Source organism: Intrasporangium calvum DSM 43043 (assembly GCF_000184685.1).
GTDB classification, from domain to species: domain Bacteria; phylum Actinomycetota; class Actinomycetes; order Actinomycetales; family Dermatophilaceae; genus Intrasporangium; species Intrasporangium calvum.
Genome location: NC_014830.1, coordinates 3807343 through 3827874, shown reverse-complemented (window position 1 = coordinate 3827874; position 20532 = coordinate 3807343). Strand labels below are relative to the sequence as shown.

The 20532-nt window shown below is 69.4% G+C and carries 20 protein-coding genes; 15 read left to right on the top strand and 5 right to left on the bottom strand.

The genetic code is table 11. The features are described from left to right. Nucleotides 1-217: 217 nt before the first annotated feature. The 13 genes from INTCA_RS17410 to INTCA_RS17350 all read left to right on the top strand — a co-directional run bounded on the left by INTCA_RS17410 (nucleotide 218) and on the right by INTCA_RS17350 (nucleotide 13794). Complete coding sequence (locus INTCA_RS17410; protein WP_013494243.1) at nucleotides 218-1885, top strand: peptide ABC transporter substrate-binding protein; 1668 nt, start codon at nucleotides 218-220, stop codon at nucleotides 1883-1885. 121 nt (nucleotides 1886-2006) lie between these two features. Beyond that, nucleotides 2007-2993 (top strand): ABC transporter permease, encoded by a 987-nt coding sequence (locus INTCA_RS17405; protein WP_234423830.1) that lies wholly within the window; start codon nucleotides 2007-2009, stop codon nucleotides 2991-2993. A gap of 12 nt (nucleotides 2994-3005) precedes the next feature. Beyond that, the gene (locus INTCA_RS17400; protein WP_013494241.1) at nucleotides 3006-3932 is read left to right on the top strand and encodes an ABC transporter permease; all 927 of its coding nucleotides are present in this window, start codon (nucleotides 3006-3008) and stop codon (nucleotides 3930-3932) included. A 4-nt stretch (nucleotides 3933-3936) separates the two neighbouring features. Then, nucleotides 3937-4983, top strand: a complete 1047-nt coding sequence (locus INTCA_RS17395; protein ID WP_013494240.1) for an ABC transporter ATP-binding protein — start codon at nucleotides 3937-3939, stop codon at nucleotides 4981-4983. Then, nucleotides 4980-6011, top strand: coding sequence for an ABC transporter ATP-binding protein (locus INTCA_RS17390; protein WP_013494239.1), 1032 nt, complete (start codon nucleotides 4980-4982; stop codon nucleotides 6009-6011). Before INTCA_RS17395 ends, INTCA_RS17390 begins: the two co-directional genes overlap by 4 nt. A gap of 123 nt (nucleotides 6012-6134) precedes the next feature. Further along, nucleotides 6135-7706, top strand: a complete 1572-nt coding sequence (locus tag INTCA_RS17385; RefSeq protein WP_013494238.1) for an MFS transporter — start codon at nucleotides 6135-6137, stop codon at nucleotides 7704-7706. Nucleotides 7707-7776: 70 nt separating this feature from the next. Then, nucleotides 7777-8520, top strand: a complete 744-nt coding sequence (locus tag INTCA_RS17380) for a DUF6498-containing protein (protein ID WP_013494237.1) — start codon at nucleotides 7777-7779, stop codon at nucleotides 8518-8520. A gap of 24 nt (nucleotides 8521-8544) precedes the next feature. Continuing rightward, nucleotides 8545-9063: a DUF4395 domain-containing protein gene (locus tag INTCA_RS17375; RefSeq protein WP_013494236.1), complete on the top strand. Its 519-nt coding sequence runs from the start codon at nucleotides 8545-8547 to the stop codon at nucleotides 9061-9063. 158 nt (nucleotides 9064-9221) lie between these two features. After that, nucleotides 9222-9710 carry a LysM peptidoglycan-binding domain-containing protein gene (locus INTCA_RS19680; RefSeq protein WP_013494235.1) on the top strand — a complete coding sequence of 163 codons (489 nt, stop codon included), beginning with the start codon at nucleotides 9222-9224 and terminating at the stop codon, nucleotides 9708-9710. A 148-nt stretch (nucleotides 9711-9858) separates the two neighbouring features. Further along, nucleotides 9859-11118, top strand: coding sequence for an ATP-grasp domain-containing protein (locus tag INTCA_RS17365; protein WP_013494234.1), 1260 nt, complete (start codon nucleotides 9859-9861; stop codon nucleotides 11116-11118). Nucleotides 11119-11293: 175 nt separating this feature from the next. Next, nucleotides 11294-12226, top strand: a complete 933-nt coding sequence (locus INTCA_RS17360; protein WP_013494233.1) for a diacylglycerol/lipid kinase family protein — start codon at nucleotides 11294-11296, stop codon at nucleotides 12224-12226. Continuing rightward, nucleotides 12219-13100 (top strand): phosphatase PAP2 family protein, encoded by an 882-nt coding sequence (locus INTCA_RS17355; RefSeq protein WP_013494232.1) that lies wholly within the window; start codon nucleotides 12219-12221, stop codon nucleotides 13098-13100. The genes INTCA_RS17360 and INTCA_RS17355 overlap by 8 nt, the downstream gene beginning before the upstream one ends. Then, on the top strand, nucleotides 13087-13794 hold the full coding sequence (locus tag INTCA_RS17350) for a phosphatase PAP2 family protein (protein ID WP_013494231.1): 708 nt from the start codon (nucleotides 13087-13089) through the stop codon (nucleotides 13792-13794). Before INTCA_RS17355 ends, INTCA_RS17350 begins: the two co-directional genes overlap by 14 nt. A gap of 35 nt (nucleotides 13795-13829) precedes the next feature. On the opposite strand, the gene INTCA_RS17345 is transcribed toward INTCA_RS17350, so the two are convergent. From INTCA_RS17345 to INTCA_RS17325, 5 genes are all read right to left on the bottom strand, one after another. Beyond that, nucleotides 13830-14618 (bottom strand): DUF1206 domain-containing protein, encoded by a 789-nt coding sequence (locus INTCA_RS17345; RefSeq protein ID WP_013494230.1) that lies wholly within the window; start codon nucleotides 14616-14618, stop codon nucleotides 13830-13832. A 106-nt stretch (nucleotides 14619-14724) separates the two neighbouring features. Continuing rightward, entirely contained in the window at nucleotides 14725-15351 is a 627-nt protein-coding gene (locus tag INTCA_RS17340; RefSeq protein WP_013494229.1) for a hypothetical protein, read from the bottom strand. Continuing rightward, nucleotides 15348-15695, bottom strand: coding sequence for a PadR family transcriptional regulator (locus INTCA_RS17335; RefSeq protein ID WP_013494228.1), 348 nt, complete (start codon nucleotides 15693-15695; stop codon nucleotides 15348-15350). Before INTCA_RS17335 ends, INTCA_RS17340 begins: the two co-directional genes overlap by 4 nt. 51 nt (nucleotides 15696-15746) lie before the next feature. Continuing rightward, entirely contained in the window at nucleotides 15747-18293 is a 2547-nt protein-coding gene (locus INTCA_RS17330) for a DEAD/DEAH box helicase (protein ID WP_013494227.1), read from the bottom strand. A gap of 59 nt (nucleotides 18294-18352) precedes the next feature. Continuing rightward, the gene (locus INTCA_RS17325; protein WP_013494226.1) at nucleotides 18353-19135 is read right to left on the bottom strand and encodes an IclR family transcriptional regulator; all 783 of its coding nucleotides are present in this window, start codon (nucleotides 19133-19135) and stop codon (nucleotides 18353-18355) included. Between the two features lie 50 nt (nucleotides 19136-19185). Here INTCA_RS17325 and INTCA_RS17320 point away from each other — a divergent pair, with 50 nt between their 5' ends. Continuing rightward, nucleotides 19186-20262 (top strand): MFS transporter, encoded by a 1077-nt coding sequence (locus INTCA_RS17320; protein ID WP_244859852.1) that lies wholly within the window; start codon nucleotides 19186-19188, stop codon nucleotides 20260-20262. A gap of 15 nt (nucleotides 20263-20277) precedes the next feature. Then, nucleotides 20278-20529 carry a hypothetical protein gene (locus tag INTCA_RS20405; protein ID WP_244859851.1) on the top strand — a complete coding sequence of 84 codons (252 nt, stop codon included), beginning with the start codon at nucleotides 20278-20280 and terminating at the stop codon, nucleotides 20527-20529. The last annotated feature ends 3 nt before the right edge of the window (nucleotides 20530-20532 follow it).

Here is a 20532-nt window from a genome sequence, read left to right as displayed (position 1 = left end):
CCGGCGCACGGGGCCGGGGGCGGGCCGAACGCGCCTGCCGGAGCCCTGGTCGGGGCGCTCAGGCAGCGGGTGGGGACGCTTCGGGGAGGTCACGATCTGGACACCCCGTTGACAACGCTTCCATAACAGGACGGGGCTGAGGTGCCTCACTCGCCCGATCCGGTGCAAGTGTGTCCCCAACCCCCAGTCATCCCCGGGGTTTCACAAGGAGGAGCCGATGAAGGTTCGCAGGTCCGCGACTATCGCGGTCGCAACCGCAATGACCATGATGGCGGTGGCAGCGTGCAGCAGCAGCAGCGAGACGCCCACGCCAGGTACGACGAATGGTGGCACCGGAGCGGCAACCGGCGCGCAGGGTGGGGATCTTCGGATCTACGCTTCTGAGCCCGCGTTCCTGCTCCCCACTGCAGGCGACGACGAGCCGTCCATTCTCGTCATCCGCCAGCTGTACCGCGGTCTCGTCAAGTACAACGCCGAGACCGGTGAGGCCGAGATGGACCTCGCGGAGTCGATCGAGTCGAGCGACCAGAAGAACTGGACGGTCAAGCTCAAGCCCGGCTACACGTTCGAGAACGGCGAGCCCGTCAACTCCGACGCGTTCATCCGTGCGTGGAACTACGCCGCCTACTCGCCCAACGCGCAGAACAACGCCTACTTCATGAGCCGCATCGCCGGCATCGACGACATGACCTCCTCCGACCCGGACGGCGACGGCCCCAAGACGGCCCCGGAGCCCAAGGCCAAGGAGCTCTCCGGCCTCAAGAAGGTCAGCGACACCGAGTTCACCGTCGAGCTGTCGGAGCCCTTCGCGGCCTTCCCGGTGACCATGGGCTACTCGGGCTTCTTCCCGATGGCAGATGCCTGCATCAAGGACACGAAGGTCTGCAACGAGACGCCCATCGGCAACGGCCCCTACAAGATCGACGGCAAGTGGGAGCACAACGTCGGCGTCACTCTCGTCCGGAGCGACACGTGGAAGGGCGACGAGAAGGGGATGGCCGACAAGCTGTCCTACAAGATCTACGCTGACGTCGACGCCGGCTACGCCGCCTACCAGGCCGGCGAGATCGACGTGATGTACACCATCCCGCCGGCTCGCTACAAGGAGGCCAAGGCCCAGTACGGCGACCTCATGTACGAGGCGCCGGGCGACTCCTTCACCTACGTCGGCCTGCCGCTCTACCGCGACGAGTACAAGGACAAGCGCGTCCGTCAGGCCCTGTCGCTGGCCATCGACCGGCAGCCGATCATCGACGCCGTGTTCGACGGTCGCTTCACCGCCGCAACGGGCTTCGTCGCCCCGACCTTCGAGGGCTTCCGTCCCGACGTCTGCAAGTACTGCAAGCAGGACGTCGCGAAGGCCAAGCAGCTCCTTCAGGAGGCTGGTGGCTGGAAGAGCGGCAAGATGACCCTGTGGGCCAACGCCGGCGCCGGTCACGAGAAGTGGCTCCAGGCTGTTGGTGACCAGATCAAGGCCGCCCTCGGCATCGACTACGACATCCGCGTGAACCTCCAGTTCCCGGAGTACCTCGCCACGGCAGACGCCAAGAAGTTCACCGGCCCGTTCCGCCTCGGCTGGGGCCCGGACTACCCCGTCATCGAGACCTACCTCAAGCCGCTCTACGGCACGGGTGCCTCGAGCAACAACTCCACGTACGCCAACCCCGACTTCGACAAGCTGATCACCGAGGGTGACTCCGCCGCGAACGTCGAGGAAGCGATCGCGAAGTACCAGGCAGCGGAGGACATCCTCGGCGAGGACATCCCCGTCATCCCGATGTGGTTCAGCAAGACCGCGGCGCTGTACAGCTCCAACGTTGACAAGTTCGTCTGGAACAAGATCTCCGACGCTGAGTACGGCAAGATCACGCTCAAGCAGAAGTGATCCCCGTCCTACCCAGCTGACCAGATCCAGACTTGGTGGCGGCGGCGACCCCGAGTAGGGTCGTCGCCGCCACCGCACGTCGATAGGAGACCCCACCGTGGGGAGATATGTCATACGGCGGGTGCTTCAGTTCATCCCGACCGTGCTCGGCACGATGTTCCTGCTGCACTACCTCACATCCCTTGGTATCCAGCTGACCGGTAACCCGGTCCGGGCGTTGTTCGGCGACCGCACGCCAACGCCCGCAATGATGGCGGCGCTCTCCGAGCGCCTGAACCTGAACGATCCCTGTCTCACCCAGACGGGCAACCCGTGCATCGGCCTCTTCGGTGACCGCCTCGTCAACATCGCCCAGTGGGACTTCGGCATCAGCTTGTCGGGCCAACGTGAGGTCACCGACATCATCGGTGCCGCGCTGCCCTACACCGTTCGCATCGCCCTCATCGCCTTCGTCTTCGAGGCCGTCGTCGGCGTCCTGGCCGGCGTCCTGGCGGGCCTGCGCAGCGGTGGCTTCATCGACTACTTCGTCAAGATCTCGACGACCCTGATCATCGCGGTGCCGATCTTCGTCCTCGGCATCGTCATCCGCGAGTTCGTCGCGGTGAAGTTCGGCAACCAGCTGCGCGCTGACCCGAACTTCCCGGAAATCATCTCGAGGGGCTTCCTCGCCGCTGGGTACAAACCCGAGTATCCGTGGGCCAGCCTCGTCATCCCGGGCCTCGTCCTGGGGGCGACCAGCCTCGCGGTCACCGCCCGGCTGACTCGCACGAGCATGGTCGAGAACGTCCGCGCCGACTACGTCCGGACCGCTCGGGCCAAGGGCCTGCTGCCGCGCCGGATCACCGGCGTGCACACGCTGCGCAACTCACTCATCCCCGTCGTCACCTCGCTCGGCGTCGACCTGGGTGTCCTCATGGGCGGGGCGGTCGTCACCGAGACGATCTTCAACGTGCCCGGCATCGGTCGGGTCGCGGCCCAGAGCGCACGAACCGGCGATGCCAGTGTCGTCATCGGGATCGTCACGCTCGCGGCGCTGATCTTCCTGGTCGCGAACCTCCTGGTCGACATCCTGTATGCCGTCCTCGACCCACGCATCCGATACGAGTGAGCGGAGAAGAACATGAGTGACCTGTTACCATCCGCCACCGCGGACCAGCCCGCCCTCCAGGGGCCCACCTCGGAGTCGACGGGGACCTCGGGCGGGAACGCCAGCCTGTGGAGCGACGCCCGCAAGCAGCTCATCCGCAACCCGATCTTCGTCCTGTCGTCCCTCTACATCCTCGTCGTGGGCTCGATGGCGATCTTCCCGACGTTGTGGACCGACCAGGACCCTCGGGACTGCCTGATCAGTCGGAGCCGGCAGCCTCCCCAGGACGGGCACCCGTTCGGGTTCAACATCCTCGGGTGTGACTACTACTCGCATGCCATCTATGGCGCGCAGCCGTCGCTGTCGATCGCCATCGGTGCCACCGTGGGCATCGTCCTCATCGGCGGCATCCTCGGCCTGCTCGCCGGCTACTACGGCGGCTGGGCGGACACGATCATCTCCCGCGTGGTCGACATCTTCCTGTCGCTGCCGTTCCTCCTCGGCGCGCTCGTGTTCCTCACGGTCGTGAAGGTGCAGAACATCCTCACCATCACGATGGTCCTCGTGATCCTCGGGTGGACGACGATCGCCCGAGTGATGCGCGGCGCGGTGCTGTCGGCGAAGAACCTCGACTACGTCCTCGCGGCGAGGTCGCTGGGCGCCGGCAACGTCCGGATCATGCTCCGGCACATCCTGCCCAACGCGGTCGCGCCGGTGACCGTCCTGGCCACCATCGCGCTCGGCAGCTTCGTCGCCGCCGAGGCGACGCTGACCTTCCTGGGAGTCGGTCTCCAGCCGCCCGAGGAGTCCTGGGGGATCATGATCACCGATCACCAGGTGTACTTCCTCGAGGCACCGTGGCTGTTGATCTTCCCGACGACTCTGCTCATCGGCACCGTGCTCAGCTTCATCCTCATGGGTGACGCGCTGCGCGACGCCCTCGACCCGAAGATGCGGTGACCGGATGACCACCGAAACCTCCGTCAAGTCCCCCTCGACGGCCCGGTTCCTGAGCCAGCTCGACATGACGGCCCCGCCGCTCGAGGTCCGCAACCTGCACGTCCTGTTCCACACGACGAGTGGGAAGGCGCATGCCGTCAACGGCATGAACTTCGTCCTCGACCAGGGCGAGACCCGAGCGATCCTCGGCGAGTCCGGTTCGGGAAAGAGCGTCACGGCGCAGGCCATCATGGGGATTCTCGACAGCCCGCCTGCCGAGATCACCCACGGTGAGATCCTGTACCGCGGGGTCGACCTGCTCAAGCTCTCCGACGAGGACCGTCGGCGCGTGCGGGCCAACCACATCGCGATGATCTTCCAGGACGCGCTCTCGGCGCTGAACCCCGTCTTCACGGTGGGGTTCCAGCTCGGGGAGCTCTACCGGAAGCACCGTGGCATGTCCCGTCAGGCGTCGAAGGCCAAGGCCGTCGAGCTGCTCGACATGGTCAAGATCCCGGCAGCGAAGCAGCGCGTCAACGACTTCCCGCACCAGTTCTCGGGTGGGATGCGCCAGCGCGTCATGATCGCGATGGCGCTCGCTCTCGAGCCCGAGATCCTCATCGCGGACGAGCCGACGACCGCTCTCGACGTCACGGTGCAGGCGCAGGTCATGGATCTGTTGTCCGAGCTGCAGCGCGAACACAACATGAGTCTCATCCTGATCACCCACGACATGGGGGTGGTCGCCGACGTCGCCGACTCGATCTCGGTGATGTACGCCGGCCGCGTCGTCGAGGACGCTCCCGTCGGGGACATCTACGCACGGCCGGCCCACCCCTACACGAAGGCGCTGCTGGAGTCGATCCCGCGCGTCGACCTGAAGGGGCAGCAGCTGAGCGTCATCAAGGGCCTTCCGCCCGTGCTGACGAACATTCCGCCCGGCTGCGCGTTCCACCCGCGGTGCCGGTTCGCACAGGACAACTGCAAGGTTCCGCCGGAGCCGCCGCACTACGACGTCGACGTCAACCGAATTGCGGCCTGCCACTACTGGAGGGAGGTCATCGACTCATGACCGACGCCCCGAACAAGATCGGAGAGGTCGTTCTCGAGACCCACGGCCTGCGGAAGCACTACCCGCTGACGCAGGGCATCGTGTTCAAGAAGCAGGTCGGCGCGGTTCGCGCCGTCGACGGCGTCGACATCCAGCTGCGCCGTGGCGAGACGCTCGGCGTCGTCGGCGAGTCGGGCTGCGGCAAGTCGACGCTGGCCCGGCTCCTCGTCGGGCTGGAGGCTCCGACCGAGGGCACGATCATGCTCAAGGGCAAGGACCTCTCCACGGTCTCGCACCGCGACATGCGCGCGGTCCGTCGCAACATCCAGATGGTGATGCAGGACCCGTACACCTCGCTGAACCCCCGCATGACGGTCGGGGACATCATCGGCGAGCCGTTCGACATCCACCCCGAGGTGGTGCCGAAGAAGGGTCGGATGACGCGGGTTCGCGAGCTCATCGATCTGGTCGGCCTCAACGCCGACCACATCAACCGCTACCCGCACCAGTTCTCGGGCGGCCAGCGGCAGCGGATCGGGATCGCCCGGGCGCTCGCGCTCAACCCCGAGATCATCATCTGTGACGAGCCGGTCAGCGCCCTCGACGTCTCGATCCAGGCGCAGGTGGTCAACCTCCTCGAGCGGTTGCAGGAGGAGTTCGGCCTCGCGTACGTCTTCATCGCCCACGACCTGTCGGTCGTCCGTCACATCGCCGACCGGGTCGCCGTGATGTACCTCGGCAAGGTCATCGAGACGGGCAACGAGGACGAGATCTACGAGCACACGACGCACCCGTACAGCCAGGCGCTGCTCTCGGCTGTGCCGGTGCCGGACCCGAGCCTCCGGGGCCGCCGGACCCAGATCATCCTGGAAGGTGACGTCCCGTCGCCGGCCAACCCGCCGTCGGGCTGCCGGTTCCGGACCCGGTGCTGGAAGGCTCAGGAGATCTGCGCGCTGGAGGAGCCCCCGCTCACGGTTCGGCCCGGGTCCGACCACCCGAGCGCGTGCCACTTCGCGGAGGAGAAGGAGGTCATCGGCGCCGTCTCGTGACGCGACGATGATCTGACCAGCAGGACTCTCGCGAGAAGGTCTCGGTGGTCGTGTCGAGTACTGGACTCCCCGGTCGACACACAGGTGAACGCAGTGATGCCCCACCTGACCGGAGGAACTCCCATGAGCGACACGACCACCGAGACATCCCGCCTCGCTCCCGTTGGGCGTGGCCAGCACACCCCCGAGCCGACCGCCGAGCCGAGCAGGCCGGGCCCCCGCCAATGGGTCGCCCTCGGCGTCCTCGCGCTGACGGCGCTCCTGCTCAGCCTCGACGTGAGCGTGCTCTACCTCGCGCTTCCGGCCCTGGCCGCTGACCTGGGCGCGAGCACCACGCAGCAGCTGTGGATGCTCGACATCTACTCGTTCGTCCTCGCCGGTTTCCTCGTGACGATGGGCGCCGTCGGCGACCGGATCGGGCGCAAGCGGCTCCTCCTCGTCGGGGCCGTGGCCTTCGGCCTCGCGAGCGTCGGTGCGGCGTATGCCGCGTCCCCGGGGCAGCTCGTCCTCTGGCGGGCGGTCCTCGGGATGGCCGGGGCGACGCTGATGCCGTCGACGATGGGGCTGATCCGGACCATCTTCACCGACGAGAAGTCGATGATGACGGCGATCGGCATCTGGTACAGCTGCTTCATGGGGGGCATGGCGGCCGGCCCCCTCGTGGGTGGGCTCCTCCTGCAGCACTTCTGGTGGGGTTCGGCGTTCCTCCTCGGTGTCCCCTTCATGGTGCTTCTCGTGGTGGTCGGGCACCTGGTCCTCCCCGAGTCCGACCGACGGACGGGTGCGCGCCTCGACCTGACGAGCTCCGTCCTCTCGCTCGCGGCCATCCTGCCGATGATCCACGGCTTCAAGGAGATCGCTCGCGGCAGCAACTCGGCCACGGCGGGCGTCACGCTCGTCGCGGGGCTCGCCGTGGGGGTGCTGTTCTTCCGTCGGCAGCGCCGCATCGAGAACCCGCTCGTCGACCTCGCGCTGTTCCGCAGCCGGGCCTTCTCGACGGCTCTCGCGGCCATGCTCGTCGGAGGGGTCGTCATGGCGGGGGTGTCGTTCCTCAGCACGCAGTGGCTCCAGCTCGTCGCCGGGCTCGACCCCTTGGGCGCGGGGCTGTGGATGCTCCCGGCCAACCTCGCGCTGCTCGTCGGGTCGGCCTCGTCGGCGTCCGTCGCGCGTCGGCTCGGGACGGGGCGGACGATGGCGGGCGGTCTGGCGGTCTGCGCGGCCGGACTGTCCCTCTACACGCAGGTCGGTCCGGCCGCGGGGCTCGGGCTCCTCGTCGCCGGGATGGTGTTGACGTCGTTCGGCATCATGCTGCCGTCGACGCTGACGATGTCCGTGATGATGCAGTCCGCGCCGCCGGAGCGCGCCGGGTCGGTGGCCTCGCTCTCGGAGACGTCGGGCGAGTTCGGCATCGCGGTGGGCGTCGCCGGGCTGGGTTCGCTCGCCGCGTTCGTCTACCGGGGCGAGCTCCAGCCGTATGCCGCTGAGCACCCTTCCAGCGCCACGACCGTCGCGCTCGACTCGCTCGCGGGCGCCGCCCAGGCCGCGGCCCACCTTCCGGCGGCGGCGGCGCACGAGCTGCTGGCCGTGGCCGAGGGTGCCTTCACGACGAGTCTCAACGTCGTGGCAGGCGTGGGCGCCGCCCTGTTCGTCGTCGTCGCGGTGGCGACGATGCGGGTGCTCCGGCCCACGGACTGACTCCTGCGGGGCGCCCGGGTCCGGCGGCCCGGGCGCTCTCGCCGCGCCGACCGTCGCCGACTGTGGCAGCATGCTGGCCGTGGCCCTCCTCCTGCGGATCCTCGGCGTGGAGCTCATGGTGCGGCTCGGTCGGCGGCTTCCCGCCGGCGGGTCGCGTCTGCTCAGCGCGGTGGTGCTCGTCCTTGCCAACCTCCTGCCCATCTGGGCCGTTCTCGAGGGGCGGTTCGGCGTCGGCGACGCCCTGCTCCTCTACTGGGTCGAGAACCTCGTCGTCTGGTTCACGACGATGGTCCGCCTCCTCACCGTGCGGGACCCGGCCCACGCGAGTCGGGCCCGCTCGTGGGTCACCGGCGACCGGGACCGCGCGCGCCTCTTCGGGTTGCGGTTCGGGGCGTTCACCGCAGTGCACGGTGTGTTGTCAGCGGTCCTCATCGCCCGGGTGGGCCTGCAGGGACGGCTCCTCGACTGGGCCGCCGCCGCTGCCCTCATCCTCTTCAGCCATGCGCTCTCGCTGGGTCTGCACTGGTTCGGCCGCCAGGAGCGGACCCGGGCCACCGCGGAGTGGGCGATGACCGCGCCCTACCCCCGGCTGCTCGCGCTGCACATCACCGTCATCGGCGGGTTCGTCCTCATGGGTGGCCCGGGCAGCGGGATCGTCGACGACGTCTCCGCGATCACCGTCCTCATGGGGGGCAAGCTCCTCATCGACCTCGGCTTCCACGTCGTCGAGCACCTCGGCCCGGCCCGGGCCACGCGCTCGGAGCTCGACAGACCAGCGGAGACGTCCACGAAGCGATACACCGTTCATAAGTGACCCTTATGCAATGCATAATGGAGTATGAGTTTCTCTCGCTTCCCGTCGGTGGTGGACGACGTCACGGTGCGCCTCGTCGCCGGTGTCGTCCTCGTCATCTCCACCGCCACGCTCGCGACGCAGCAGTGGTGGCTCCTCGCCGTGCTCGCGGTCGACTTCACGCTCCGGGCCGCCCTCGGCCCGCAGGCCAGCCCCGTCGCTCGGCTCGTCCAAGCGTGGGTGCGGCCCCGGGTCTCCGCACCCCGCCGCCCGACGGCCGGGGCGCCGAAGCGGTTCGCCGCCTCGATCGGGGCGGTCCTCACCCTCGCCGCCACGGTCCTCTGGCTGGTCCACGGGTCCACCGGGTCGAGCGGAGCGCTCGTCGCGCTGGTGGCGGTCACCGTCGTCATGGTGGTCTTCCCGGCCCTCGAGTCGATCCTGGGCGTCTGCGTCGGCTGCGTCCTGTTCGGCCAGCTCATGCGACTCGGCCTCATTCCCGAGGAGATCTGCCTCGACTGTGCCGACATCACCCGGCGTGCCCGGGTCGGAGCCGTCACCTCCTGATGCCAAGGCCCTGATGCCAAGGCCCTGATCCGGGCGAATCTCCCGGATCAAGGCAGATCGCCGGGCCCGGAAGGGCCATCGGCGCTCCGGATGCGGCTAGCGTCGAAGATCCGCCACGGGGCAGCCCGCCCCGCGCGCGAGCAGATGAGAGGACCCCCATGGGATTTCTGGACAGTCTGAAGGACGCCCTCGGAATCGACGACGACGACAACGCCGTCGAAGAGGCCAAGAAGGCAGCTGACGAGGCCGCGGCCAAGGCCAAGGAGGCTGAGGAGAAGGCCAGGACCGAGTCGGCCGAGAAGGCTGCAGAGGCCAAGAAGGAGGCCGATGCGGCGGCTGCCGTCGCGAAGCAGAAGGCGGAGGAGGCCAAGGCCGCCGCCGACGAGGCCGCGGCCCGGTCGGGCAAGCCCGCGCCGCCCCAGGCCGAGGCACCGACCGAGACGACCAAGCCGAAGCCGGCCACCAAGCCCGCCGCGAAGCACGACGACGAGCCGAAGCACCGCAAGTACACGGTCAAGAAGGGCGACACCCTGAGTGAGATCGGCGAGCGCTACGGCGTCTCGTGGCGCGAGATCGCGCGAATCAACCACATCAAGAACCCGGACCTGATCTTCCCGGGCCAGACGTTCATCATTCCCGAGGACTGATCGTCGAGCACTCTCCACTGCCCCCGAGGGCCCGGCCGCACCGGCCGGGCCCTCGGCCGCTCCCGCCCGGCACCCCAGTCGGCCTGCGTCGGGAGCGAGCCCAGCGGCATACGGCCTGGCCTGTTGACACCCCTGCAAGGATCGGCACATGGCTGAGCCCCGCACCCACCTCATCGGTCTGCTCCTCGGCGCCGAGGAGGACTGGCCCACGGCGTTCGAGTCGCTGCTCGCGCTGGTGGGCCCCATCACGACGGACGACGGCGTCACGCACGAGCTGACCTCCGAGCGGCTCACCATCGAGCCGTTCGACCTGCGCCAGCCGGTGCGCACCGAGCTCGTCATCGACCGGCTCGCGCACTGGTACTACCACCCGCGCGAGTGGCTCAAGAAGGCCGCGCTCGTCGACGACGTGTACCTGCTCAACAGCCCGTTCACCTTCCAGTCGATGGAGAAGCACAGTGCCTACTGCGCGCTGATGCGCCTCGGGCTGAAGGTGCCCCAGACGGTCCTCGTGCCCTACAAGAACCCCGTCGACAACGTCCGCTGGGCCTACACGAGCGCGAAGTACAACCGGCCGTTCGACCTCAAGCAGCTCGCGGGCAACCTCGGCTACCCGCTCTACATGAAGCCCTTCGACGGCGGTGGCTGGCGCGGCGTCTCGCGGATCGACGACGAGCAGGACCTCGTCCGCGCCTACGACGAGTCTGGCGAGATGCTCATGCACCTGCAGGCCACGATCGACTACGACGTGTTCGCGCGGGCGCTCTCGATCGGCCCCGAGACGATGGTGATGAACTTTCGTCCCGAGGAGCCGATGCACAACCGCTACGCGGTGAGCCACGGGTTCCTCAGCCCGAGCGCCGGGCGGGAGACCGCCGCGTTGAGCCGGATCGTCAACGCCTTCTTCGGTTGGGAGTTCAACTCCTGCGAGATGCTCGTCAAGGGCGATGACGTCTACCCCATCGACTACGCCAACGCGTGCCCCGACGTGGCCGTCACCTCGCTGCACTACTACTTCCCGTGGGCGATCAAGGCCCTGGTGCGCTGGTCGGCGTACTGCCTCGTCACCGGCCGCCGCTCGCGGACGGTCGACCTCGAGACGCGGCGCTACTTCGACCTGGCCGACCGAGCCGACCTGTCCGACAAGGAGAAGCTCGACGCCTACCTGGCGATCGCCGACGAGTACTTCGAGACGGCCGCCTACGAGCAGTGGTGCGCGCGGCACCTCGGCCACCTCGACTCCGCAGCCCTCGAGTGGTTCGGCAGCGACGACTTCACCCGGATGCTCCGCCGGACCGTGGAGACGACCTACCCCGAGCCCGAGCGCGAGCGGTTCATGGCCCACTTCCAGGGCCTCCTCGGCCTGTGGTTCCGCGACGAGGAGGCCCGGCTGGCGGTCCGCGGATAGCCCGTATGCCGCTGGGCCGGGCGGGCGGCCATCGTGACCCACCGGCGCGGTCGGGGCAGGGCGCGACGTCCAGCACTCGACGACGCCCGCCGTGGCGTGCCCTGGCGCAGGGTAGTCCGGCGACTCGCTTGGGTACGTTACTGGTGGCGGGGGCCGCGAGCGAGGAAGATGCAGCATGCCGGAATCTCGAAGACGTGTCACCGTCGTGTACAACCCGATGAAGGTCGACGACCTCGACGCCGACCAAGGTGTCGTGGCGGAGGCCTGCCGTCGGCATGGTTGGGACGAGCCCCAGTGGATCCCGACGACGGCCGAGGAGACCGGCGAGAAGCAGGCTCGCGAGGCGGTCGAGGCCGGCGCGGACGTCGTGGCCACCCTCGGCGGCGACGGCACGGTGCGCGCCGTCGCGACCGCCCTGGTGGGCACCGACGTCGCGCTCGGCCTGCTGCCGGGCGGCACCGGCAACCTCCTCGCCCGGAACCTCGACCTGCCCGTCGACTCCATCGAGGACGCGATGGAGCCCCTGCTCACCGGCTCCGACCTGCGGCTGGACGTCGGGTTCGTGGCGGCGGACGACGACCCCGAGGAGGTCTTCCTCATCATGACGGGACTCGGCTTCGACGGCGAGATCATGGCCGGGACCAACGAACGGGTCAAGGGCGTGCTCGGCTGGCCCGCGTACCTCCTGTCCGGGCTGGGCAACCTGTTCAACCGGGGCTTCACGGTGGAGGTCACCGCCAGCGGGGCAGCCGGCGTGGTCGGCCAGCCGGGTGACCGCCTGCGGCGCCACGCCCGGACCGTCATCGTCGGCAACTGCGGCACCCTGCAGGGCGGCATCGAGCTCATGCCCGAGGCGGAGTACGACGACGGCGTCCTCGACGCCGTCGTCATCGCCCCGCGCGGCGCGTTCGGGTGGGCGTCGGTGATCGCCGACGTCAGCACGCGCCACCGCGTCGGCCACCAGCGCCTCGACCGGATGCGGGGCCGGGACTTCACCATCGTCGCCAACCGGCCCACCGAGACCGAGATCGACGGCGACCCGGTCGGCCCGCGCAGCAGGCTCGACATCCGGGTCGAACCGTCGTCACTGGTGGTGCGCCATGCCTGACCGCCTCCCGGACCAGACCGCTGACGGCACCTCGCGCCGGCTCACGGACCGGGCGACGGACCCGATCACCCACCCCGCCACCCACCCCGCCACCCACCCGAAGGGGGCCGCCCCGGAAGCGCGCCCAGCGGCATACGGCCGGGGACGTCGGATGCTCAAGGCGGTCGGCTACGGTCTCCTCTTCGCCGCCCCGGTCACCTTCCTCGCGTTCGTCGTCCAGCAGAAGGTCACGCCCGTCCTCGACATCGACGAGGCCGCGATCGCCGAAGCGACGGAGGTGACGCGGACCAACGAGGTGCTGCGCGAGCTGCTCGTGATGTGGCAGGAGGCGACCCAGCCCAAGTGGGTCTACATCGCCGGAACTCTCGTGTGCCTCTGGATCTGGCGACGACACCACCTCAAGACCCGGGCGCTCTGGGCTTTCGTCACCATGATGGTGGCCTGGAACCTCCAGCTCGTCCTCAAGGAGGTCGTCCGGCGCGCCCGCCCCATCGTCAGCGATCCGATCGAGCAGGCCCCCGGCTACAGCTTCCCGAGCGGGCACGCGGCCAACGCCGCCGCTGCCGCTACGATCCTCACGCTTCTCGTCTGGCCCGTCCTCTCGGAGCGGGCGAAGCCGTGGGTGACCGGCGCCGCCGTCGCATTCGCCCTCATCACCGGGCTCGACCGCGTCTTCCTCGGCGTGCACTACCCGTCCGACGTCACCGCGGGCCTGCTCCTCGGGGTCGGCCTCGGGATCGCCTCCTACGTCGGCTACCTCGGCTGGAACCCGGCCAGTCAGGACGCCCCGCTGCCCCCCGAGGGCACCGCCGGCCCAGAGCCGCACAGCCTCAACCCCCAACCCCCTGAAGAAAGCGACGATGATGAGCGTTGACCTCCACCGCTGGCAGCGAGACGAGTCCAAACCCAGCGCGCGGGAGGCCTGGCGGGACGTTGCCGCCAGAGTGCTCGGCCCGAGCGTGCTGCTCTTCGGCGTCATCGTGTCGGCCGGGTGGCTCATCATGGGCCCGTTCGGCGGACTCGAGGGTGAGACCGCAGTCAACCGCGAGCTCCAGGAGGGCCGCTCCCGGACGGCGCTGTGGGACACGACGACGTCCATCTGGTCCCGGCTCGGGAACACCGAGATCATCATCGGGACCTGCGCCGTGATCAGCCTCATCATCCTGTGGCGCACCCGGCAGTGGTGGTACGCCGTCATCCCCGCGATCGCCATCTCGATCCAGGCCACGGTCTTCGTCATCGCAGCCTGGATCGTCGGCCGTCAACGGCCCGACGTCGAGAAGCTCGACCCGGCGCCCCCGACGTCGAGCTACCCCAGCGGGCACGTGGGTGCCGCGACGGCGCTCTACCTGTCCTTCGCCTTCATGGCGCAGCGGATCGAACGGACCTGGCTCCGCCGACTCGTCACCACCGTGTGCATCCTCGTCCCGGTCCTCGTGTCCTACGCCCGGCTCTACCGGGGGATGCACCATCTCACGGACGTCCTCCTCGGGATGCTCAACGGCGTCGTCTGCGCCCTGCTCGCCTGGCACTGGCTGCGTCGCCGGCACGCCACGTCTCACTCCTGACCCCTGGGTCGGGTGGACAGCCCGGGGACGACTGCTCAGACCCGCGCGGTCTTCGCGCGAACGAAGGAGTAGATCCCGAAGGCGACGAAGCCGAGCGCCACGATGGTGAGCAGCCACTGTCCGGCGGGCGCCTCGAGGATCGTCTTCATCGCGCCGTCGAGCCCGGTCGCCTCCTTGGGGTCGTTCTCGAGGGCCGCGGTGACGAAGAGGCTGCCGACGACGATGAGGGCCACGCCCTTCGCGATGTAGCCGAAGCGGGCCAGCTTCACCACCGTCGGGCCGGGGTGCTCGACGAGGTCGGAGAGGAACTTGCGCTTCCACCCCTTGTGGATGTGGTAGACCCCGACGCCCACCATGGCCAGGGCGACGAGGACCACGAGGCCCGTCCCGAACGGCTGGCTCATCAGGCTGGCGGTGAAGTCGGAGGACTGCTCCTTGCTCGACGAAGAGCCGCCCCGCGCGAACTCGAAGGCCGACCAGGACAGGACGAAGTAGACGACGGCCTTCGCCGCGTACTTGGCCCGGTCCTTGGCCTCCTCGCGAGTGATGACCGCCTCGATGGCCTGCCACAGACCGAGGCCGAGCCAGCCGACCACCCCGATCCACAGGATGATCCGGCCCATCGTGTTGGACGCCAGCGAACCGAGCGCACCCGACTGGTCGGCACTGCCAGAGGAGCCGACTCCCCAGGCGATCTGCAGGGCGATCCAGCCGATGAGCAGGTGCAGCACCCCGTTGACCGCGTAGCCCACCCGAGCCGCCATGAGCAGCGCATCCTGGTTGCCGGCCTCACGCGCCGCCTGCTTGACGCTGTTTCCGTCCATGTCTCCCTCATCTCCGGTGCCGCACTCGCGGCGTATGGAGACACCTCTACCCCGTGCGAGGTGTCGCGCGCGAGGAATGCCCGCAACACGCCGTGGCGGTGGTGGGTCAGCCGGCGGCAGACGCCCGACGCCGGGCCGAGATGGTGAGCCGGTAGAGCAGCCATCCCCCTCCTGCGACGACCAGGGCGAGCACGGTCCACGCGGCGACGACCATGCCCGCCGGGCCCGCGAGTGACCACCCGAGGCTCGGCCCGGCGGCGAACAGGACAGCCGCCACCGGCACGACCAGCAGGTGGGCCACCTTCTCGCGCGGCCTCCAGAGGACCGAGATGCCGACGAGCAGAGCCATGACGATCCACAGGGGCAGGGCAGCCAGCCCGCCGGCGAGAGCGGCCGCGAGGCTGCTCCCCCCATAGGTCGTCACGGACGTCTCCCCCGCCGGGGTGGCGCTCGACTCCTCGACCCAGCCGACGCTCGCGCCGACGACCAGGATGACGAGAAGCAGGGACAGGCCCTGCAGGAGCGCGACGACGACGGGGACCCAGGGACGGCTTGTCAACGGGACGCGCGCGCCCCGCTGATATCCGGGTGGCGCGGCCCTGTCGGCGTAGGCCGCCTGGGCGATCGCATCAGCAGGACCGAGCTCGGCGCGCTCACCGGGCTCGAGGTCGCCCAGCATCCGGGCCAGGTCGTCCAGGTAGGCCGCGACGAGGGGGTGGGTGGTGCCGTTCATCGTGTCTCTCCTTGGGTGAGCGCCGCGTCCACCGCGTCGCGGAAGGGGGTCCAGGCTCGGGTGAAGGCCTCGACGGCCAGCCTCCCCTGGTCGGTCATGGCGTAGTACCGGCGCGGGGGTCCGCTGGGCGACTCCTGCCACGTCGTCTCGACGAGACCGGCCCGACGCAGCCTGGCGAGGAGCGGATAGAGCGTGCCCTCGCTGGCCAGCAGCACGGAGTCGCCGGTCAGGCTGCGGGCGATGTCCAAACCGTAGAGCGGTCTCTCGCTCAGCATCGCCAGTACGCAGTACTCGAGTGCCCCCCGTCGGAGGTTGGTGAGGATCGCTTCCTTGCTGGGTACCATGTGTGACAAGGTACCCAGCGACGCAGGTGTTTGGCAAGGGCTGCGGCTCGGTCAGCCCCCGAGGCGCTCGAATCCCGTGACGGTGAGCACGGCGGCGCCGACGTCGTCGCTCGCCAGGAGGTCGACCTCGGCCGTGACGGCCCAGTCCCGGTGGTCCTCCGGGTCGATGACGACCTGGCGCAGCCGCCAGGTCGTCGGCAGCTTCTCGACCTGGAGCAGGGCGGGGGAGCGGGCCTGCTGGTCGGTCGCGATGGAGTCGTGCTCGTCGTAGTAGGCGCCCAGTGCGTCGTTCCACGCCTGGGCATCCATGACGACCTTCTGCGGGGGATCAGTGAGCTCGGCGACCCGGGCCTCCAGCTGGCCGAGCGCCTCCCACTGGTCGCGAGCGGCGAGCTCGACGCGGTGGAACATGGCGTTGCGGATGAGCACGGTGAAGGCGCGCTCGTTCGCGGTGATCGGTCGACTGGGTGGGGCGACCTCGGCTGATGCCCGGGCCAGGACCGCCGTCGGGTTGACGAGGTCCTCCCACTCGTCGAGGAGGCTCGAGTCGGTCTGGCGCACCAGCTCCCCGAGCCACTCGATGATGTCCTCCAGCTCCTCGGTCCGGTGCGTCTCGGGCACGGTGTGGCGCAACGTCCGGTAGGCGTCCGTGAGGTAGCGCAGGACCAGTCCCTCGGAGCGGGACAACCCATAGGCAGAGACGAACTCGTTGAAGGTCATGCCCCGCTCGTACATCTCGCGGACCACGGACTTCGGGGAGAGCGCGTCGGCCGACACCCAGGGATGGGTCTGTCGGTAGGCCGCCAGGGTCACCTCGAGGAGGTCGGCGAGCGGTTTCGGCCAGGTGATCTCCTCGAGCCGCTCCATCCGCTCCTCGTACTCGATCCCGTCGAGCTTCATCGCGGCGACGGCCTCTCCGCGCGCCTGGTGCTCCTGCGCCCAGAGGACCTGGCGTGGATCCTCGAGGATCGCCTCGACGACCGACACGGTGTCGCGCGCGAAGGTCTCGGAGTCCGGGTCGAGGGTGTCCAGAACGGCGAGCGCGAACGGGGCGAGCGGCTGGTTGAGCGCGAAGTCGCGCTGCAGGTCGATGGTCAGCGCGTGGCGGCGCCCGGACTGGTCCGCCGTCGGGAGCCGCTCGACGACACCCGAGGTGAGCAGCTCCCGGGCCAGGACGAGCGCGTGTCGGCCGAGGCGGCGCTGGTCCTTCTCCTCGTGGTGGCTCTCGCGGATGAGCCGCACCGCGTGGGCCACCGGGTTGCCTTGTCGCGCCAACAGGTTGATGAGCAGGGCGTGCGACATGCGGAGCCGGGGCTGGAGTGGCTCCGGCTCGGCGGCGATGAGGCGCTCGAACGTCTCACGGGACCAGGTGACGAAGCCCTCGGGCGCCTTCTTGCGCTGGACCTTGCGCTGCTTCTTCGGGTCGTCGCCCGCCCTCTCCACGGCGCGGAGGTTGTCGATGACGTGCTCCGGCGCCTGGGCCACGACCCAGCCGCGGGCGTCGAAGCCGGCCCGGCCCGCCCGGCCGACGATCTGGTGGAACTCGCGCGCCTTGAGCGTCCGCTGCTTCGTGCCGTCGAACTTGGTCAGCCCGGTGAGCAGGACGGTGCGGATCGGCACGTTGATTCCGACGCCGAGGGTGTCCGTTCCGCAGATGACCTTGAGCAGACCGTCCTGGGCGAGCTGTTCGACCAGCCTGCGGTACTTCGGCAACATGCCGGCGTGGTGCACCCCGATCCCGTGCCGGACGAGCCGGGAGAGCGTCCGGCCGAAGCCCGCGCCGAACCGGAAGGCGCCGATGCGCTCGGCGATCGTGTCGCGCTCCTCGCGCGAGGTGATCTTGACTGCCATGAGGCTCTGGGCTCGCTCGAGCGCCGAAGCCTGGGTGAAGTGCACGACATAGATGGGGGCTCGCTGCGCCTCGAGGAGCTCCTCGATCGTCTCGTGGAGCGGGGTCTCGGCGTACGCGAACTCGAGCGGCACCGGTCGCTCGGTGCCTGCGATCACTGCCGTCGACCGGCCGGTCCGCCGGGTCAGGTCGTCCCGGAACATCGTCACGTCGCCGAGGGTCGCCGACATGAGGATGAACTGCGCCTGCGGCAGCTCGAGGATCGGCACCTGCCAGGCCCAGCCTCGGTCTGGCTCCGAGTAGAAGTGGAACTCGTCCATGACGACGAGCCCGATGTCAGCGGCCGTCCCCTCGCGGAGGGCGATGTTCGCGAGGATCTCGGCCGTGCAGCAGATGATCGGGGCGTCCGCGTTGACGGAGGCGTCGCCGGTGATCATGCCGACGTTGTCCGCCCCGAACTGGTCGCACAGGGCGAAGAACTTCTCCGACACGAGGGCCTTGATCGGCGCGGTGTAGAAGGAGACGCGGTCCTCGGCGAGCGCGGTGAAGTGTGCGGCCGTCGCGACGAGCGACTTGCCGGAGCCGGTCGGCGTGGACAGGATGAGGTTGCTGCCGCTGAGTACCTCGAGGAACGCCTCGTCCTGGTGGGGGTATAGCGACAGCCCCTGCTCGGTGGCCCATCCGGTGAAGACCTCGTAGAGGAGGTCGGGATCCGGTTCCGATGGGATCCGCTCGCTCAGGTTCTTCACTCGGTGAGTATGCCGCTCAGCTGGGGGCGGCGCGAACGGCGAGGGCGCGCTCCACCGCCTCAGCCCCACCAGCGCTCGGCATGCAGCCGTGCCTCGAGGTCGTGCTCGATGTCCCGGGTCGCGAGGGCGAGCGCGCTCACCACGTCGACGAGGCGCTCCTCCTGGAAGCGGACCGTCGGCATGGAGACGGTGACGGCGGCGCTGGTCTGCTCGGCGACGCGCAGCCCCCGACCGATCGCGGTGACCCCGGTCTCGGTCCGGTCCCGGTTGATCGCGAAGCCGCGGCGGCGGACCACCTCGAGCTCTCGCTCGAGTGCGTCCACGTCGGGCCGCTCGTCCTCCCGGCCCTCCCACCGCGCGGGGTCGTACAGGTCGGCGCGTTCTTCGGGCGAGAGGTCCGCGAGCATCGGCTTGCCCCCCGACGTCAGGTGGGCGGGGAAGACCATCCCCTCGCGGTTGCCCACCCGGAACGTGTGGGGTGACTCCACGGAGGCGATGAAGCGGACGTAGTCACCGGCGAGCACCATGACGTTGGCCGACTCGCCGGTGCGGTCGACGAGCACCTGCAGGTGGGGCATCGCCACCCCGCGCAGCACCCCGGTGTGGTCGCTGCCACCCGCCTCGAGGGAGATGACCGGGCCGGGGTAGTACCGGCGGTCCCCGCCCTGCCGGGCAAAGTCCCGGTAGACCAGCATCGAGAGCAGTCGGTGCGCCGTTGACCGGGCGACGTCGAGCCGCCGTGCCACCTCGGTCACGGTCTGTGGTCCTTCCACCTGGAGGATCACGGCGAGCTGGAGCGCGTGGTCCACACTCTGGAGCGCGTAGTGGGGTTTGTTCTTCATAGCAGAATCCTCTGTTCTCCCATGGTGAATCTAACGAATCATCTCCTCTCATGGCAACGAAGCCCCTGAATCCTCCAAATGTCGCCACCGCGCTGGGCACCCGCCCGGCCTGGCTCGTCACGCTGCTCTGTTGGCTCATCGTCGTCTTCGACGGCTACGACCTGATCGTCTACGGCACGACCATCCCGGCCCTCCTCGAGGAGCCCGGCTGGCACCTGACCCCGGCAACCGCCGGGTTCGTCGGCAGCCTCGCCTTCGCCGGGATGCTGATCGGCGCCCTCGGTGCCGGCTACCTCGCTGACCGGCTCGGTCGGCGCCGGACGATCCTCTGGTGCACGCTGTGGTTCTCCCTCTTCACGGCGCTCTGTGCGATCGCGACGACGCCCGAGATCTTCGGGCTCTTCCGCTTCATCGCCGGCCTGGGGCTCGGCGGCCTCGTCCCCTCGGCCAACGCCCTGACCGCGGAGTTCGTCTCGCGCAAGCACCGCTCTGCCGTGTCGACGATCATGATGTCCGGAGTGCCGATCGGCGGCTCGGCCGCCGCCCTCGTCGGCCTGCGGCTCCTCCCGGAGCTCGGCTGGCGCTCGATGTACGCCGTGGCGTTCCTGGCTGTCGTCGTCCTGCTGCCCCTCTGTTTCGTGCTCCTGCCCGAGTCGCCCACGTGGCTGCGCGCCCACGGCCGGAGGGACGAGGCACTCGCGGTCGAAGCCCGCTACTCCCTCGTGCACGACGCCTCGGAGCACACCGGCGAGGAGCACGCCCCGGGCTTCCGGACCATCCTCAGCGGGCAGTGGCGCCGGCCGACCGTCCTGTTCGCCGCCGCCACCGTCGCGACGCTCTTCGCCTGGTACGGCCTCGGCACCTGGCTGCCGAAGCTGATGGGCTCGGACGCCCGGTTCGAGATGGGCCAGCCCCTGCACTTCCTCCTCGCCCTCAACCTCGGCGCCGTGCTCGGATCCGTCGTCACGGCCTGGGCCGGAGTGCGCTTCGGCCCCCTCCGCAGCGCGATCTTCGCCGCGGCGGCCGCCGCGCTCGGTCTCGCCTTCCTGCTCACCTACCCGACCGACCTCCTGCCGATCTACGGCGCGCTCATCCTCGCCGGTGTGGGCACCCACGGCACCCAGTGACTCATCATCGCGGCCGTGGCGACGCACTACCCGTCCCGGCTGCGCGGCACGTCGCTCGGCTTCGCCCTCGGCGTCGGCCGGATCGGCGCCGTCCTCGCCCCGCAGGTCGGCGGCTGGCTCCTCGCGGCCGGGCTCGGCGTCGGGAGCAACTTCCTCGCGTTCTCCATCGCGGCCGGCATCGCGGCCGTGCTCCTGCTCATCACCATGCTCGCCACCCGGCCGGCAGCTCAACCCGCTGACATCCGCGACCAGCTCCTCGTCCACTGAAAG